Genomic DNA, 16,590 nt, shown 5'->3' with positions numbered 1-16,590 from the left:
GCGGGAGAGAGGGGTCAGCGCGTCGAGAGCCAGACGGCGGCGAGGGCCAGGACGGCGATCAGCGCCCACGAGATCACGCCGGTCGCCAGCGCCCGCCAGCCGGTGCCGACGAGCGTCCGCAGGCGGACGGCGGTTCCGAGCCCGAACAACGCCATCGCGAGCAGGGCCGTCTGCAGGGTGTCCGCGGCATCCGTCACGACCGGTCCCACCGGGAGGAACGTCCGTGCCAGCACCGCGACGATGAAGCCGGCGATGAACAGAGGGAGGATCGGCGGCCGCTTCACGCCGGGGTCGCCCTCGACGTGCCTCCGCCGCTCCACCACCGCAGCGATCGCGACCATCGGCGCGAGCATCAGCACGCGGGTGAGCTTGACGACGACCGCCACCGCGAGGGCGCCGGCGCCCGCGATCTGCGCGGTCGCCACGACCTGGCCGACGTCGTGCACGCCCGCGCCCACCCAATGCCCGAACTGCCGCGCATCCAGGCCCAGTGGATGCCAGAACAGCGGCAGGACGAAGATCGCGAGCGTCCCGCACAGGGTGACCAGGGCGACCGGCGTCGCCGCCTCCTCGTCCTTGGGCTTGACGACGCCGCTCATGGCGCCGATGGCCGAGGCGCCGCAGATCGAGAAGCCGGTCGCGATGAGGAGCGGCTGGTGCCCGGGCAGCCGGAGCATCCGTCCGATCCAGAACGTCCCGGCGAAGCTCAGCAGCACGACCGCGACGGTCGTCGCGATGGCGACCCAGCCGAGCCCGGCGATGTCGCCCAGGCTCAGCTTGAGCCCGAGCAGGACGACGCCGACGCGCATCAGCCGCTTGGCGCTGACGGACAGCCCGGGAGCGAGCCGTCCGAGCAGCGCCGGGCGCGCCACGGGCAGCTGACCCACGACGATCCCGAGAACGACGGCCGCCGTGAGCAGGGGGACCGCCGGCACCAGCCAGTGCACTGCCCAGGCGACGGCCGCCGCGAGTCCGCACACCGCGAGGCCGGGGAGCCAGGCGAGCGGGACACGGGGGGTGGGGGATGGCGTGCTCACCCGATCCATTCTGGCGAGGATTCAGCCGGGCGAGCGCCGACCGCGAGCCGCCGCGCCGAGCCGCCGCGCCGGGCCGCCAGCCGGGCGCGCTGCCGACCGGCGGCCGCCCCTCAGAGCGACGACAGCAGCTTGGTCCCGTCCGGGACCCCGAGCCCGGTGCACGCATCCCACCCCGCTGCCGCCTGGTACGCGCCGTTGTCCCCGGTGACGATGTCGCGGAACCCGGCCGCCACCTGGCCGGCGGGCACCGAGTCGTAGAGCGTCGGCTGCAGGAGTCCCAGCGGCCGCCCCGTGGACTGCACCAGCCGCGCGACCAGCGCCGCCCACAGGGGTGCGACTGCACTGGTGCCGCCGATCACCGTGTCCCGGCCGTCGACCCGGACGCGGTAGCCGGTCTGCGGATCGGCCACCGCGGAGACGTCCGGCACCCCGCGTCCGCCGGGACCGTTCGCGGCACCTCCCGCGTCCGTCCCGTCCGCACCGGTGGGCACGCCCGCCCGGGCCTGCCAGGACGGCAGCGGGAACACCGCGCTGACCCCGCCGCCGGTGGCGCCGTTGCCCGCTCCGTTGTTCCACACCGTCTCCGACCGCACGGCGCCGGTCGAGGCGTCCGCATCCAGCCGGGTGCCTCCGCAGGCGAGTGCGTGCGGCGACGAGGCCGGGAAGTCGACGTGCGGCTTGCCGTCGCCGACCCGGTCGCTGCTCCCGTCGTCGCCGGCCGCGGCCGTCGTGGTGACCCCGAGGGCTGCGGCGTCCTGCAGCGCCTGGTCGAAGGCCGTGCGCGCCTGAGCCGTCCACTGGTCTTCCGACTGCCCCCAGCTGATGCTGATCGCAGCGGGAGTCGGGTTCGCGTGCGCGGCCGTGCTGACCGCATCCAGGAATCCGGCATCGGTGTTGGGCGCGAAGTAGACGACGATGTCCGCAGCCGGGGCGAGGGCCCCGACGACCTCGATGTCGAGCATCACTTCGCCGTCGGCGCCGTTCGGGTCGCCCCCGGGCGCATTGGAGCCGCCATCCACTCCGACCGTGCGCACCGACGGGGTGGGGATGCCCAGCCCGCGGAAGTACGTGTCCAGATCGGACTGTTCATACCCTCCGCCGAGCTCGATGATCGCGACGGTCCGCCCGCTGCCGTCCGTCCCTTCCGGGAACGAGTACACCGTCCCGAGCTGGGGCGGCGTGTAGCTCGTGCTGACCGCGGCGGCCGGGACGTAGCGGAACTGCGCGCGCGCCTGCGGGCGGTCGTCGAGGCCCAGCACGGCGGTCACGACGCCGTCGAGGGCCGCCGGGATGCTCAGGCCGCCCGAGCGCTGCCGGTACGTCGCAGCGTCGTCGCCCTCGTCCTCCGGGGTGGACCGCGCGAGGTCGGTGCCGAAGACGCGGGCGATGGTCTGCACCGGGCCGGAGACACGCACGCGGCGCGCCCCCGCATCCACCTCGTCCACGGCCACGCCCAGGGCTTCGAACGTGCTGCGGACCAGCTCCACATCCTCCGGGGATGCGCCGTACCGCTCCGCCAGCTCGTCGCGGGTCAGCGGGGTCGTGAAGGCGTCGTCCGGAAGTTCGGCACGGCGGCGCAGCACCAGCGTCGCCTCCACCGGGGAGTCGGGCGCGAGCCCGCCATGCGACCGGAAGCCCGGCCGCTCCGGGCGCTCGCTTCCGGGAAGGGGGACGAGGTCGAGGGGCTCATCGTTCATACCACTCGGTCTACCACCGGCCGCTGACACCGCACATGCCGGCCCGGCGCGTCGTCACACCCAGCTGGGCAGCCACATGTGGATCTGCCAGAACCAGAACGGGACCGTCTGCCCGATCCAGATCGGCCAGAAGAACGCGCTCACGAGCGCCGCAGCGACGAGGAACGCCCCGGTCCAGACGATCCCCGTCGTCCGACGCGGCCGGGGGTCCGTCCGGCGCCCCAGGACCATCGCGATCACCGCCGAGAGCGCCAGGATCAGGTACGGCTCGAACGAGATCGCGTAGAAGGTGAAGATCGTGCGCGCCATGTACAGCCACCACGGCAGGTACCCGGCGGCGAGACCGGTCAGGATCAGCCCGATCCGCCAGTCGCGCGACCGGATCAGCCAGTACACCAGGAACAGGATCGCGGCAGTCCCCGCCCACCAGATCAGCGGGTTGCCGAGCGAGGTGATCGCGGCGGAGCACGAGCTGTACGCGCAGCCCTGCTGGCCCTGCGTCGTCCCGACGTAGTACATGCTCGTCGGCCGCAGCATCAGGGTCCACCCCAGCGGATTGGACTGGTAGGGGTGCGGCGTGTGCAGGTTGATGCTGTAGCCGTACATCTGGGTCTGGTAGTACCAGAGGTTCTGCACCCAGTGAGGCACCCAGGCGAACGCTCCCGTCCACTGCGCGTGCGTCGACTCCGCCCAGTTCCGGTAGTAGCCGTTGGAGGAGAAGATCCAGCCCGCCCAGGTGGCCACGTAGGCGACGAAGGCCAGCGGGACCATGAGGACGAAGGTGGCAGGAGCCTGCTTCAGCAGTGCGCCGCTGACCGGGAACGGGAGGGCCTCCCGGTGGCGCGCTACCGCATCCACGATCACCACATAGACGGCGAAGAAGGCGAGGAAGTAGAAGCCGGTCCATTTGACCCCCGCGCACAGCCCGCAGAGGACCCCCGCGGCGATCAGCCACGGACGCCACCAGAGCACCGGCCCCCACGCGGGGTCGCGGCCCGACGAGCGCGCAGCGGCCACCCGTGCGGACAGCCTGTCCGCCGCCCACCGGCGGTCGAGCAGGATGCAGCAGAACGCGAGCAGCGCGAAGAACATCACGAAGTTGTCCAGCAGCGCCACCCGGCTCATCACGATGGCGTGCCCGTCGATGGCGAAGAGGAATCCCGCGATCGTGGCGATCATCGTGGACCGGAACAGCATCCGCGCGACGAGGAAGACGAGGAGGACGGCGAGGGTACCCGCGATGGCGGTGGAGACGCGCCAGCCGAACGAGTTGCCCGGCCCCGTGGCCGCCATCCCGAGCGCGATCAGCCACTTGCCGAGCGGTGGATGCGCGACGAACGACGGATCGGAGGAGAAGATCTGCGTCTGGCCCGCTGCGAACCGCCCGTCGGCGTGGTCCGGCCAGCTGCCCTCGTAGCCGAGGTTCCACAGGCTCCACGCGTCCTTGACGTAGAAGGTCTCGTCGAACACGAGAGAGTGCGGCGCGCCCAGATTCCACAGCCGCAGGACGGCCGCGAGCAGCGTCACCGCGATCGGGGCGCCCCACAGCCACACGCGCAGCCGCGTCGGGGTTCCGAGGACACGCCCCCACCAGTCGTCCAGGCGGCTGCCGAGCCGGGGCGCAGCCCGGTGCGCGGCCGGAACGTCGGCCGGAAGGTCGGCGGGAGGAGCGTACGTCACCAGGCCATGTTAAAGGCGCAGGCCATGCCTGCATGCATGGCCGGCGTTCGCGGGCGCAGCCGCCGACGCGCGGCTGTCAGACTAGGGCGCATGATCATCCTCGCCGCCACCCCGATCGGCAACCTCGGCGATGCGTCGCGGCGGCTGGTGGAGGTCCTGGAAGCGGCGACGATCGTGGCCGCAGAGGACACGCGCGTGGCGCAGCGCCTGCTCGCCGGGCTCGGCGTGGCGAACCGGCCGCGCCTGATCGCCCTGCACGACCACAACGAGCGCGACCGCGCCGGCGAGCTCGTGGAGCTGGCGCGCGATCAGGATGTGGTGCTGCTCAGCGACGCCGGGATGCCCACGGTGTCGGATCCCGGGTTCCACCTCGTGGAGGCGGCCGCCGCCGCCGGAGTCGCCGTCACGGCCCTGCCTGGACCGTCGGCGGTGCTGACCGCGCTCGCCGTCTCCGGCCTGCCGACCGACCGGTTCACCTTCGAGGGCTTCCTGCCGCGGAAGCAGGGGGAGCGCCTCTCGGCGCTCCGGGCGCTCGCGGCCGAGGCCCGCACAATGGTCTTCTTCGAGTCGCCGAATCGGATCGCTGCCTCGCTCGCCGACATCGCCGCGATCTTCGGCGACGACCGCCGGGTCGCGGTCTGCCGAGAGCTGACCAAGCTCTACGAGGAGGTCCGGCGGGGAGGCGCGGCCGAGCTGGCCGCCTGGGCAGCCGACGGCGTCCGCGGCGAGATCGTGGTGGTGGTGGCCGGCGCGCCGGCGCGGGCCGCCGATCCCGAGACCGCTCTGGAGCAGGTGCTCGCCCTGGTCGCCTCCGGCACCCGGCTGAAGGATGCGGCCGCCGAGGTCGCGGACGCGACCGGGCTGGGCAAGCGCGACCTCTACCAGGCCGCGCTCCAGCGGCGCGGCTGACCGCAGTCAGCCCTCGTCCGACGGCAGTACTTCGAGCCGTACGGCAGGGAACCGGCTGAACCCGTCGTCACGGGTGACGAGCGTCAGGTCGTGCGCGTAGGCGTGCCCGGCGATGAGCGCATCCTTCAGTCGCATCGCGGATTTCGGCTGCGCGGTGAGTCGACCGAAGCCGTCCGCGGCGCGCTGGTCGAACTCCATCCAGAACCCGGGGACGGAATCGAGCAGCTGCAGAAGCTCGCGCCGGATCAGCGCCCGGCTCTTCCTCGCCGGGTCCTCGGCGAAGACCGCCAGGCCGCGGGCCAACTCCGCCCGGCAGATCATGGAGGACGCATAGCTCTCGAAATCCGCGATGATCTCCGGGGTGAAGCCCGCGACGATCACGCTGGTGTCGAGCATCGCCCGCGGGCTCACCGGGCGTCTCCGACCGCTTCTGAGTCACGGCCGGCAGAGAGTTCCGCCAGTTCGTCGGCGACATCCTCCGGCGAGCTCATCCGGGCGAGCAGCCGCAGCTGCGCCTTGACGCCGTCGAGCGCATCGTCCGGCTCCGCGATGGGGACGAACGCCGCCCGCACTTTCCCGTGATTGGTCACGAGTGCCCCGGTCTCGAGGTAGCGGACGGGGTTGGACTTGAATGCGCTGATCGGGACGCGGGGAAGATCGTCAGCGAGGGCTATTCTCATGGGCATGGCTCCGATCAATGGCAAGCAGAGCCATTCTAGCTCTTCTCGCTCCGATCGCGGAGTAGTCTCCACATCCCGTCGCGGTTCTCCACAGGCGCGGTAACACGCCGATCCGCGCCTCCGCGCGCCCGTAGGATGGTCAGCATGTCCGACGGCTCTTCCTTCTACATCACCACGCCGATCTTCTACGTGAATGATGTCCCGCACATCGGGCATGCCTACACGGAGGTGGCGGCCGACGTCCTCGCCCGGTGGCACCGCCAGGCCGGGGACGACACGTGGCTGCTCACCGGGACGGACGAGCACGGCCAGAAGATCCTGCGCACGGCCACCGCGAACGGCACGACGCCGCAGGAGTGGGCCGACAAGCTGGTCAGCGAGGAGTGGCTCCCGCTGCTGAAGACCATCGACATCGCGAACGACGACTTCATCCGCACGACGGACGAGCGTCACGAGGTCAACGTCCAGAAGTTCCTGCAGAAGCTCTACGACGACGGCTACATCTACGCCGGCGAGTACGAGGCGCTGTACTGCGTCGGCTGCGAGGAGTTCAAGCCGCAGAGCGAGATCGTCGACGGCACCGGCGAGTACGCGGGCCAGAAGGTCTGCGCCATCCACTCGAAGCCGCTGGAGCTCCTGCAGGAGAAGAACTACTTCTTCCGGATGAGCCAGTTCGCCGACCGGCTGCTCGCCCTCTACGAGGAGCGGCCGGACTTCGTGCAGCCGGAGTCGGCGCGCAACGAGGTGGTCAGCTTCGTGCGCCAAGGACTCTCCGACCTGTCCATCTCGCGCTCCAGCTTCGACTGGGGCATCAAGGTGCCGTGGGACGAGTCGCACGTCGTCTACGTGTGGTTCGACGCGCTCCTCAACTACATCACCGCGGTCGGCTACGGGCAGGACGAGGAGGAGTTCGCACGCCGCTGGCCGGCGAACCATCTGGTCGGCAAAGACATCCTGCGCTTCCACGCCGTCATCTGGCCGGCGATGCTGATGGCCGCTGGGCTCGAAGTGCCGCAGCGCGTCTTCGGACACGGCTGGCTGCTCGTCGGCGGCGAGAAGATGTCCAAGTCGAAGCTGACCGGCATCGCCCCGACCCAGATCACGGACACGTTCGGGTCGGATGCGTTCCGCTACTACTTCATGCGCGCCATCAACTTCGGGCAGGACGGCTCGTTCAGCTGGGAGGACCTGGCCGCGCGGTACCAGGCGGAGCTCGCCAACGGGTTCGGCAACCTCGCGTCGCGCGTGATCGCCATGCTCACCCGGTACTTCGGCGGGATCGTGCCGCCGGCGGGCGCCTACCAGGAGGTCGATCTGGCGGTGCAGTCGGTCGTGCGCACCGCCACGGCGGACGCGGACGCGGCGATCGCCCGGCTCGGCATCCACGACGCCCTCACCGCGATCTGGCGGATCGTCGACGAGCTCAACGGCTACATCACCGAGCAGGAGCCGTGGGCGCTGGCGAAGGACGATGCGCAGCGCGAACGCCTCGGAACCGTGCTGTACACGGCGGCGGAGGGCCTCCGGGCGCTTGCGGTACTGCTCTCGCCGGTCATCCCCGGCGCCACGGCCAAGCTCTGGGAGGCGCTCGGGGTGGAAGGCGAGCTCGGCCCGCTGACCGCGCAGGGCCTCCGCACGGCCGGCGACTGGGGCCGGCTCCCCGCAGGCACGGAGGTCAACGGGCTGGAGGCGCTGTTCCCGCGGATCGACGCGGAGGCGGTCGCCGCCGTATGACGGACCCGTCGTTCGTCCGGCAGCGGCACGTCACGGACGGCCGCGACCTGGCCTACCCTCCGCTGCCCGAGGCGCTCGTCGTCCCCGTCTACGACAACCACACGCACCTGGAGATGGCCGACGGCGAGCAGCCCCTGGACTACCGGGAGCAACTCGACCGCGCCTCCAGCGTCGGCGTGCGCGGCGTCGTGCAGGTCGGCAACGACGTGGAGACCTCGCAATGGTCTGCGGACATGGCCGCCATCGAACCGCGGATGCTCGCCGCCGTCGCCCTCCACCCGAACGACGCGCCCGACTACGCCGAACGCGGCGAGTTGGATGACGCCCTCGCGATCATCGACGGCCTCGCCCGGCGCCCGCGCGTGCGCGCCGTCGGCGAGACCGGGCTCGACTTCTTCCGCACAGAGGAGGGGCCGCGCCGGGATGCGCAGTTCCGGTCGTTCGAGGCGCACATCGAGATCGCAAAGCAGAACGGCATCGCGCTGCAGATCCACGACCGCGACGCGCACGCGGCGGTCGTCGCGACGCTGAAGCGCGTGGGTGCGCCGGAGCGGACGGTGTTCCACTGCTTCTCCGGCGACATCGAGCTCGCCCGCATCTGCGCCGACAACGGCTGGTACATGTCGTTCGCCGGCAACCTGACCTTCAAGAACGCGCCGAACCTCCGTGCCGCGCTCGCCGCTGCGCCGCGCCACCTGGTCATGGTGGAGACGGATGCGCCCTTCCTCACTCCGATGCCGTTCCGCGGCCGGCCCAACGCGCCCTACCTCATCCCGCATACGCTCCGCGCCATGGCCGAGGTGATGGGCACGGACGCCTCCACGCTCGCCGCGCAGATCAACTCCAACACCGAGCTCGTCTACGGCCGGTGGGACAGCGAACCCGTCGGACCGCCGCCCACCATGCCGATCGGGATCATCGCGTGAGCGAGGTCCGCCTGCTCGGGCCGGCGGAGATCCGCGACCTGGCCGAGCTGCTCGACGTGACCCCGACCAAGAAGCTCGGGCAGAACTTCGTCATCGACGCGAACACCGTCCGGCGCATCGTCCGGGTCGCCGAGGTCGAGTCCGGCGACCGTGTCGTCGAGATCGGCCCGGGCCTCGGCTCGCTGACCCTCGGGCTGCTGGAGGCGGGCGCGTCGGTCGTCGCCGTCGAGATCGACGGCCGCCTGGCGGCGCAACTGCCGGTCACGGTCGGCGAGCTCGCTCCGGCCGCGGCATCCCGGCTCACAGTCGTCCATCGCGATGCACTCGCGGTGACCGAGCTCCCGGTGGATCCCGTCCGGCTGGTCGCGAACCTGCCGTACAACATCTCCGTCCCGGTGCTGCTCCACTTCCTGGAGCGCTTCCCCAGCCTCCGCTCGGGTGTCGTGATGGTGCAGGCAGAAGTCGGCCACCGGATCGCGGCGCCGCCCGGCTCGAAGGTGTACGGCGCACCGAGCGTGAAGGCCGCCTGGTACGGCGCCTGGCGCACGGCCGGCGCCGTGAGCCGCCAGGTCTTCTGGCCGGTGCCGAACGTGGACTCCGTCCTCGTCGGCTTCGAACGGCACGAGCACGACACCGGGAGCGAGGAGCAGCGCCGCCGGACCTTCGCCCTCGTGGATGCGGCCTTCCAGCAGCGCCGGAAGACGCTCCGTCAGGCACTGGCCCCGGTGTTCGGCGATCCGACGGCGGCGGCGATCGCGCTGCAGGCGGCGGGCCTCGACCCGTCCCTCCGTGGCGAGCAGCTGTCGCTCGCCGACTTCGCCCGGCTCGGGTCCGTTCCCGCGGCGTAGGGCCGTCGCCGGGCCGTCGTCCGGCCTTCGCCGGGCCGTCGCTCCGCCGAGCGCCGCCCGTCCTGGCGGTCCGCTGCTCCGCTGGTCCGCCGCTCGTTCAGCGGCCCATGCCGGCGAGGGGGATGCGAACGCGCGCCCAGGCGCCGCACAGCGGGGAGCATCCCGGGTGTGTAGGTTGGAAGCATGGTGGACGCGTGGGACGTCGACGGGGTGCACGTCCGGGCTCCGGGCAAGATCAACGTGTTCATGCGTGTAGGTGCCGTCATGGAGGACGGGTACCACGACGTCGCGACGGCGTACCAGGCCGTTTCCCTCTATGAGGATGTCCGCGCCTACCATGCCGACGACTTCTCGGTGAGCTTCGGCGGCAGCATCGACACGAGCGGGGTGCCGCGCGACGAGACCAACCTCGCGATGAAGGCGGCCCGGCTGCTGGCCAAGCGGTCCGGTTATCAGGGCGGCGTCCGGCTGGAGATCGACAAGCACGTCCCCGTCGCCGGCGGGATGGGTGGAGGCTCGGCCGACGCGGCGGCGACACTGGTCGCCTGCGACGCACTCTGGGGCACCGACCTCGGCCGCGAGGAGCTCCTCGCGCTCGCCGCGCGCCTCGGCGCCGACGTGCCCTTCGCCCTCGTCGGCGGCACGGCCATCGGCGCAGGACGGGGCGACCGGCTGAGCCCGGCCCTCGCGACCGGCCAGTTCCACTGGGTGCTCGCGCTTCCCGAGGGCGAGCTGAGCACACCGCTCGTCTACAGCGAACTCGACCGGCACCGGGAACGTCACGCGGCCGACATCGCGCCGGCGCAACTCACGCCGAGCGTGGATTCGGCGGTGCTGCAGGCCCTCCGCGCGGGGGACCCGGCCATGCTCGCCGAGGCGCTGACGAACGACCTGCAGGCACCGGCCATCCACCTCGTCCCCGAGATCGCGGATGTGATCGAGCTCGGCGAGATGAACGGTGCGCTCTCGGGGATCGTGTCGGGCTCCGGACCGACTGTCGCGTTCCTGGCCGCCGACCTCGACTCGGCGATCGACCTCCAGATCGCGCTCAGCGCGGCCCGCGTCACGGCCGTCCGGGCGATCGGCCCGGTGCACGGCGCCCGCATCCTGAACGACTGACTCCGCCCCTCCCGGGCACATTCGTCACGAATGTCGCCCTACGCGGGGTCAGACGCAACATTCGTCACGAATGTCGCCCTACGCGGGGTCAGACGCAACATTCGTGACGAATGTCGCCCTACGCGCCGCGGCGCCCACGCATGATTTCGTGACGAATGTTGCGTTGCGCTGGGTGGGAGGCGACATTCGTGACGAATGTTGCGTTGGGCTGGCTGGGAGGGGACATTCGTGACGAATGTTGCGTTGCGCTGGGTGGGAGGGGACATTCGTGACGAATGTTGCGTTGGGCTGGCTGGGAGGGGACATTCGTGACGAATGTCCTGGCGCACGCGGCGCAGGGCACGCGACGCGCTCGGAACTGCCCGAGGATGCCCGGCGACGACACGCGTCGGGTTGAGACGATTCGTCGATGAGGGGAAGCGTATCCACGCGCCGGGCCGGGCATCCCAGGTGCTTCCAACCTAGCGAGCGACCGCCCGGCGCGCCCTGTCCGGAGGCGGAAACCGTCAAGACTTGACGGGTCGCCTCCGCGACAGCGTCCGCAGGTCGCGCCGCGACCGCAGCCCGAGCTTCGACAGGATGTTGCGCACGTGGAAGTTCACGGTCGTCACCGACACGTACAGGCGCTCGGCGATCTCCTTGTTCGTCATCCCGGCTGCGAGCGCGTGCGCGACCTGGCGTTCCCGGGTCGTCAGTGTCGCGAGCGGATCGACGGCGGTCGCCGGGGTCGGCGTCTCCTCGAGCAGGTGGATGCAGCGCGCCAGGTAACCGGACGCCCCGAGCCGGCGGAAGGTGGTCGCTGCAGCCTCCAGAAGTTCCCGTCCGTGCCCCGTCGCCCCTGCGGCGACGGCCAGCCGCCCCGCGTCGAGCGCGGCGACGGCCTGCGGGAAGGGGAACAGCTCCGCCTCCGGCTCCCCGGCCGCGGCCCGATAGGCCCCGAGGGCCTCGCCCAGGCGCCCTTCCGCCTCGAGCACCCGTCCCTCGAGCCAGAGCAGCGAGCCGTAGGAGGGTCGCCACAGTCCGGGCGCAGCGCACCGCTCGTAGGCGGCGCGTGCATCCTGCGCCTGGCCGAGCGCCGCGAGCGCATCCACCCGGTAGGTCAGCCAGCCGAGCGTCGAACCGCGGGACGCCGCCGCCTCCGCCTCCTCCGTCGCCGCCAGCTGGTCCTCGGGCCGGCCCAGGGCACGACCCAGCTCCGCACGCGCCAGGTACGGCAGGTCGCCGTCGTAGGAGCCTGTGATGCGCGGGTCCGCCTGCGCGGCGGCGCGCAGCCGCTCCTCCACGGCGTCGGCCTCTCCGCGTCCCGCGCGCACGAGCGCGGACACCCCGAGCGCGATCGGCCAGCACGACAGGTCCGTCTCGTCGAGCGCGAGAGCGACCGCGGTGTCGGCGAGGGTGACCGACTCCTCCCATTCGCCCGTCAGGAACAGGATGTGCGCGTACATCGTGCGCGCGAATCCCGCCGTCCAGCTGGCCGGGAAGCGTCGCACCAGCTCGGCGGCGCGCGCCAGGTCCCCGCGTGCCCGCTGGATGTCGCCGCTCAGGATGAACACCCGCGAGCGGCTGACGAGGGCGTCCACCGCGGCGGGCGACTCGTGCCCGGCGAGCAGCTCGTCCAGCTCGATCGTCAGCGGACCGAAGAGATCGGGACGCCCGGCGTGCGCGGCCGAGTTGATCGCCCATCCCAGCAACCGGGTGAGGTCGTCCTGGGGTGCCGCCAGCCAGCGCAGCGGCGGGTCGGCGACCTCTGCCGGGTCCGGGCTCTCCGCGATGTGCCGGCGGCCCGCATCCAGGTGGTCGAGCACTCCGGCGAAGTCGCCGCTCGCCATGAGCACCTTGGGCAGCGCCTCGGCCGCGTGTGCCCGCAGCGCGCGCTCGTCGGGCGTCGTCGCCGGGCGCCGCTCGAACTCGAGCGCGAGCGCCAGCGCCCCGGGAACGTCGCGGGAGAGCGTGCGCAGCTCCAGCAGAACGGCATCGCGCGTGGGGGAGGGCGGGGTCGCCTCGAAGGCCGGCCGCAGGTCCAGGATGCGCTCGTGCATCCGGAACCGCATCGCGATGAGTCCGAGCTCCAGCAGCGCTCGCCCGGCGTTCGTCCCGTCGGCGAGTTCGACGGCCGAGCGCGCATAGCTGAGCGCCTGCTCGCCCCGTCCGAGGTCCGACACCGCGAGCGCAGCCGCGAGCAGCTCGCCGACGAGGGTCGGGTCGGTGCGGTCGGCCGCCTCCACACGGTGCCGCAGGGCGCGGTGCCCGGACAGCACCTCGGCCGCGACCCGGTGGATGGCGACCCTGCGCGCGAGCGTCAGCTCACCGGCGAGCGTGTCGGCGAGGATGGCGTGCGCCGGCTCCACGTTCACGACGCCGTCGCGCGTCTCGGCGAGGACGAGGCCGCGTGCGACCGCCGCGGACACATCCACCTCGACGCCCAGCCGGTCGGCGATCGTCCCGACGACGGGAAGCGGCAGCGGATCGCGCAGCACGGCCACCAGCTCGGCCGCAGCGCGCACCGAGGGATCCGCGCCCTCCAGCGACGCGGAGACCGCCGTGGCGAGCGGGGCGATCGCGGTGGCAGGCAGGTCCCATCCCGCTGGATGCACGGCCTGCGCGAACGTGTCCCGCAGCTGACCGAGCAGCACGCTCAGCAGCAGCGGCGACCCCTGCGTCGCCTCGGTGAGCCGCGTCGCGGTGCGCCGCGAGACGGGATGGCCGAGCAGGTGGTGGGCGAGCTCCTGGGTGTCGGCGACGGCCAGCGGGGTGAGATCGATTCGCGCGCGGTTCCCGGTGGTGGAGGCGATGTCGTCGAACAGCGCGACGACGCTGTTCTGCTGCGGCCGGGTCGCCGCCAGGAAGAGGAAGCTCTGATCCACGAGGCGGCGCACGAGGAAGCGCAGCGCCCGCACGGACGGCTCATCCGCCCACTGCGCGTCGTCGACGATGAGGCACACCGGCCCGTCGATCGCATCGATGGCGTCCAGGAGGAGGCGGCCGACCGTGAGGGGATCGTCCCCGGAGGACGGGGTCCGGAGGTCGCCGCGCGACCTGCTCGCCCGGGCCCCGCCGGCGGCCCGCGCTCCGCCGGGGGTGCGCGCACCGCCCGGGGTGCGCGCCCCGCCCGGGGTGCGCGCCCCGCCCGGCCGGGTCAGCGCGTTCAGCCCGCGCACGAGGGTCTCCACGGTCGCGTAGGCCAGGTCGGACTCGAACGAGTCGGCGTGGACGCGCAGCACCGTCCATCCGTCCAGGCGCTCGGCGACGTCCGCGAGCAGCGTTGTCTTGCCGAGGCCTGCCTCACCCGTGACGAGCACGGCCCCGCCGCGGTCGCGGGCACGGTGAGCGACGAGCAGTATCGTCTCGCGCGCGCGATCGCGGCCGAACAACGGCCGGGCGTCTCCGGCCGGGCTGTCGTCCGTCACGTTCGGCTCCCCGTTCCTGTCGGTCGCCGCCTCGGGGCGGATGCGCGACCGATCTCAGGATCATCCCACACCGAGGTCCCGGGTGGGTTCCCCACTCCGGGGGTGCGCCGGGGGTGCGGAGGGGATGCGGAGGATGCGGCGGCGCGCCGCTGGGGGCCGGGCTCAGGCCTCGAGCTGTTCCGAGAGCTCCAGCCAGCGCGTCTCGAGGTCGGCGACCTCGCCCTCCAGCGCGCGGAGCTCCTCGGTGAGCCGGCCGAGGCCCACGTAGTCGCTCTGGTCGTGGCGGGCCAGCTCCTCGTGCTTGGCGGCGACCTGGTCGCTGACCTTGCCCAGGCGGCGGTCGAGCGCCGACAGCTCCTTCTCGGCGGCGCGCAAGGCGGCGCCGGTGAGGGCCGGGCCGGGCGACGGCATGGATGCGGTGGACGGCATGGATGCCGTGGACGCCTCCGCGCGTTCCGAGCCGTTCGCCTCCTGCGCCCGCCGCAGCCGGAGGTACTCGTCCACTCCGCCCGGCAGGTGCCGCAGCCGCCCATCCAGGATCGCGTACTGCTGATCGGTGACGCGCTCGAGGAGGTAGCGGTCGTGGGAGACGACCAGCAATGTCCCCGGCCACGAGTCGAGCAGGTCCTCCATCGCGGCGAGCATGTCGGTGTCCAGGTCGTTGGTCGGCTCGTCCAGGATCAGCACGTTGGGCTCGTCGAGCAGGATGAGGAGCAGCTGGAGGCGACGCTTCTGACCGCCCGAGAGGTCCTTCACCGGGGTGGCGAGCTGGGCGTTGGAGAAGCCGAGGCGCTCCAGCAGCTGACCGGGCGTCACCTCCTTGCCGCCCGCGAGGTACGTCGTCCGCTTGCCGGCGACGACCGCGCTGACGCGCTGGTCCTGCACCTCGTCCAGCTCGGACAGCTGCTGGGTGAGGGTGGCGATCCGGACGGTCTTGCCGCGCTTCACGGTGCCCGAGTCGGCGCGGACCGTCCCGGCGACGAGGCCGAGCAGAGTGGACTTGCCCGCGCCGTTGACGCCGAGGATGCCGGTGCGCTCGCCCGGTGCGATCCGCCACTCGACGTCGCGCAGCACGGTCTTGGGCGGATACGACACGGAGACGTCGATGAGGTCGACCACGTCCTTGCCCAGGCGTGCGGTGGCCAGGGTCGTCAGCTCGACGGAGTCGCGGATCGGCGGTTCGTCGGCGATCAGGGTGGCCGCGGCATCCATCCGGAACTTCGGCTTCGAGGTCCGCGCCGGCGCGCCCCGGCGGAGCCAGGCGAGCTCCTTGCGCATGAGGTTCTGCCGCTTCGTCTCGGCGACCGACGACATCCGGTCGCGCTCCACGCGCTGCAGCACGTAGGCGGCGTAGCCGCCCTCGAACGGCTCGACGATGCCGTCGTGCACCTCCCACGTGGTCGTCGAGACCTCGTCGAGGAACCAGCGGTCGTGCGTCACCACCACGAGCGCCCCGGAGGTGGCGGCCCAGCGGGACTTCAGGTGCTGCGCCAGCCAGGCGACACCCTCCAGGTCGAGATGGTTCGTCGGCTCGTCCAGGAACACGATGTCGTGGTCGTGGACCAGCAGCGCCGCGAGCGCCACGCGGCGGCGCTGTCCGCCGGAGAGCTCGGCGATCGTCGCATCCCAGCGGATGTCCGACACCAGCCCGGCGAGAACGTCGCGGACGCGGGGGTCGCCCGCCCAGAGGTGCTCGTCGCGGTCCCCGACGATGGAATGCCCGACCGTGACGGTCGAGGGCAGTTCGTCCCGCTGATCCAGCATCCCGACCGTCACACCGCGCCGCCGGGTGACCCGCCCGTCGTCCGGCTCCACGCGCCCGGCGAGCAGCTGGAGCAGGGTCGACTTGCCGTCCCCGTTGCGGCCCACCACGCCGATCCGGTCGCCCTCCGCGATGCCGAGCGTGACGGAGTCGAAGACGGTGCGCGTCGGGTACTCCAGGTGGAGCGATTCCGCGCCGAGAAGGTGAGCCATGAGGGTCTCCAGCCTACCGGGGCGGGCCGTGCGGCAGACGCGGTCGCGGAGGGTGGGCGGTACCCGGCCGCTGGCGTGGGCGCCAGTCGGTGATAGGCGTCTGTGAATCAGCGCCCCTCCAAGGCTAGAGCTTCACGGCTTCCTAAAATGCGAGGGCCTTTGGCCTTTGGCCTTTGGGCCTTTGGGCCTTTGGCGCAAGACCTCCGCCATCGTGTTCGCCGATCTGCGGATTCTGCCCGGTGTTCGTCTTGCCATACTTGGATTGGTTGTCGCCACGGCCTTTGGGCTCTGGATGGTGCTCTCCGGCGTACTTGTCGCGGCAGTGTTGGGCATGGCTCATGCTGGCGTTCGTCATGGTTCGTCGTCGCTACGCCGATTCAGGTATTTGCAATGAGGCTTCGCCTCGAGTCCAAGGATGCCAATCGGGGTGACGCGTTCACCATGGGGTATGGGCCGTCGGCGCTCTGGGTGCACTTCCCTGGAACGCCTCCGTGGAAATGCACGTTCGACGCAGTCGATGAGGTGAAGTTCAGGAAGCGCATTGTGATGGTCAGGAAATCAGGAGAGCTCAGTTGGCTT

At 71.7% G+C, this 16,590-nt stretch carries 12 protein-coding genes; 5 read left to right on the top strand and 7 right to left on the bottom strand.

Annotated elements, in window-relative coordinates; translation table 11 throughout:
• Positions 1–14: 14 nt before the first annotated feature.
• From BM287_RS10870 to BM287_RS10860, 3 genes are all read right to left on the bottom strand, one after another.
• Positions 15–1,037 carry a YeiH family protein gene (locus tag BM287_RS10870; protein WP_244528163.1) on the bottom strand — a complete coding sequence of 341 codons (1,023 nt, stop codon included), beginning with the start codon at positions 1,035–1,037 and terminating at the stop codon, positions 15–17.
• A 110-nt stretch (positions 1,038–1,147) separates the two neighbouring features.
• Positions 1,148–2,734 carry a S53 family peptidase gene (locus tag BM287_RS10865; protein ID WP_090039348.1) on the bottom strand — a complete coding sequence of 529 codons (1,587 nt, stop codon included), beginning with the start codon at positions 2,732–2,734 and terminating at the stop codon, positions 1,148–1,150.
• A 54-nt stretch (positions 2,735–2,788) separates the two neighbouring features.
• The gene (locus BM287_RS10860) at positions 2,789–4,414 is read right to left on the bottom strand and encodes a dolichyl-phosphate-mannose--protein mannosyltransferase (RefSeq protein WP_090039345.1); all 1,626 of its coding nucleotides are present in this window, start codon (positions 4,412–4,414) and stop codon (positions 2,789–2,791) included.
• 90 nt (positions 4,415–4,504) lie between these two features.
• Here BM287_RS10860 and rsmI point away from each other — a divergent pair, with 90 nt between their 5' ends.
• Positions 4,505–5,323: a 16S rRNA (cytidine(1402)-2'-O)-methyltransferase gene (rsmI, locus tag BM287_RS10855; protein WP_090039341.1), complete on the top strand. Its 819-nt coding sequence runs from the start codon at positions 4,505–4,507 to the stop codon at positions 5,321–5,323.
• A gap of 6 nt (positions 5,324–5,329) precedes the next feature.
• On the opposite strand, the gene BM287_RS10850 is transcribed toward rsmI, so the two are convergent.
• Positions 5,330–5,719 carry a type II toxin-antitoxin system VapC family toxin gene (locus BM287_RS10850; RefSeq protein ID WP_090039338.1) on the bottom strand — a complete coding sequence of 130 codons (390 nt, stop codon included), beginning with the start codon at positions 5,717–5,719 and terminating at the stop codon, positions 5,330–5,332.
• A gap of 11 nt (positions 5,720–5,730) precedes the next feature.
• Positions 5,731–6,003: a hypothetical protein gene (locus tag BM287_RS10845; protein WP_090107302.1), complete on the bottom strand. Its 273-nt coding sequence runs from the start codon at positions 6,001–6,003 to the stop codon at positions 5,731–5,733.
• Between the two features lie 144 nt (positions 6,004–6,147).
• Here BM287_RS10845 and metG point away from each other — a divergent pair, with 144 nt between their 5' ends.
• The 4 genes from metG to BM287_RS10825 all read left to right on the top strand — a co-directional run bounded on the left by metG (position 6,148) and on the right by BM287_RS10825 (position 10,630).
• Complete coding sequence (gene metG, locus BM287_RS10840) at positions 6,148–7,737, top strand: methionine--tRNA ligase (RefSeq protein WP_090039335.1); 1,590 nt, start codon at positions 6,148–6,150, stop codon at positions 7,735–7,737.
• Positions 7,734–8,663 carry a TatD family hydrolase gene (locus BM287_RS10835; RefSeq protein ID WP_090039333.1) on the top strand — a complete coding sequence of 310 codons (930 nt, stop codon included), beginning with the start codon at positions 7,734–7,736 and terminating at the stop codon, positions 8,661–8,663. Before metG ends, BM287_RS10835 begins: the two co-directional genes overlap by 4 nt.
• Positions 8,660–9,511 (top strand): 16S rRNA (adenine(1518)-N(6)/adenine(1519)-N(6))-dimethyltransferase RsmA, encoded by an 852-nt coding sequence (gene rsmA / locus BM287_RS10830; RefSeq protein WP_090039331.1) that lies wholly within the window; start codon positions 8,660–8,662, stop codon positions 9,509–9,511. Before BM287_RS10835 ends, rsmA begins: the two co-directional genes overlap by 4 nt.
• Before the next feature lie 183 nt (positions 9,512–9,694).
• The gene (locus BM287_RS10825; RefSeq protein WP_090039329.1) at positions 9,695–10,630 is read left to right on the top strand and encodes a 4-(cytidine 5'-diphospho)-2-C-methyl-D-erythritol kinase; all 936 of its coding nucleotides are present in this window, start codon (positions 9,695–9,697) and stop codon (positions 10,628–10,630) included.
• A 506-nt stretch (positions 10,631–11,136) separates the two neighbouring features.
• Here the strand turns inward: BM287_RS10825 and BM287_RS10820 are convergent.
• Together BM287_RS10820 and BM287_RS10815 are read right to left on the bottom strand one after the other, a co-directional pair.
• Positions 11,137–14,037: a helix-turn-helix transcriptional regulator gene (locus BM287_RS10820; protein WP_090039327.1), complete on the bottom strand. Its 2,901-nt coding sequence runs from the start codon at positions 14,035–14,037 to the stop codon at positions 11,137–11,139.
• 162 nt (positions 14,038–14,199) lie between these two features.
• A complete protein-coding gene (locus tag BM287_RS10815) occupies positions 14,200–16,011 on the bottom strand; it encodes an ABC-F family ATP-binding cassette domain-containing protein (RefSeq protein ID WP_090039326.1) in 1,812 nt (603 codons plus the stop codon).
• Positions 16,012–16,590 lie beyond the last annotated feature (579 nt).

The organism is Leifsonia sp. CL147, assembly GCF_900114565.1.
Classification (GTDB): domain Bacteria; phylum Actinomycetota; class Actinomycetes; order Actinomycetales; family Microbacteriaceae; genus Leifsonia.
Note: the sequence above shows the minus strand (reverse complement) of the source record. Positions and strands in the feature narration are given on the sequence as shown.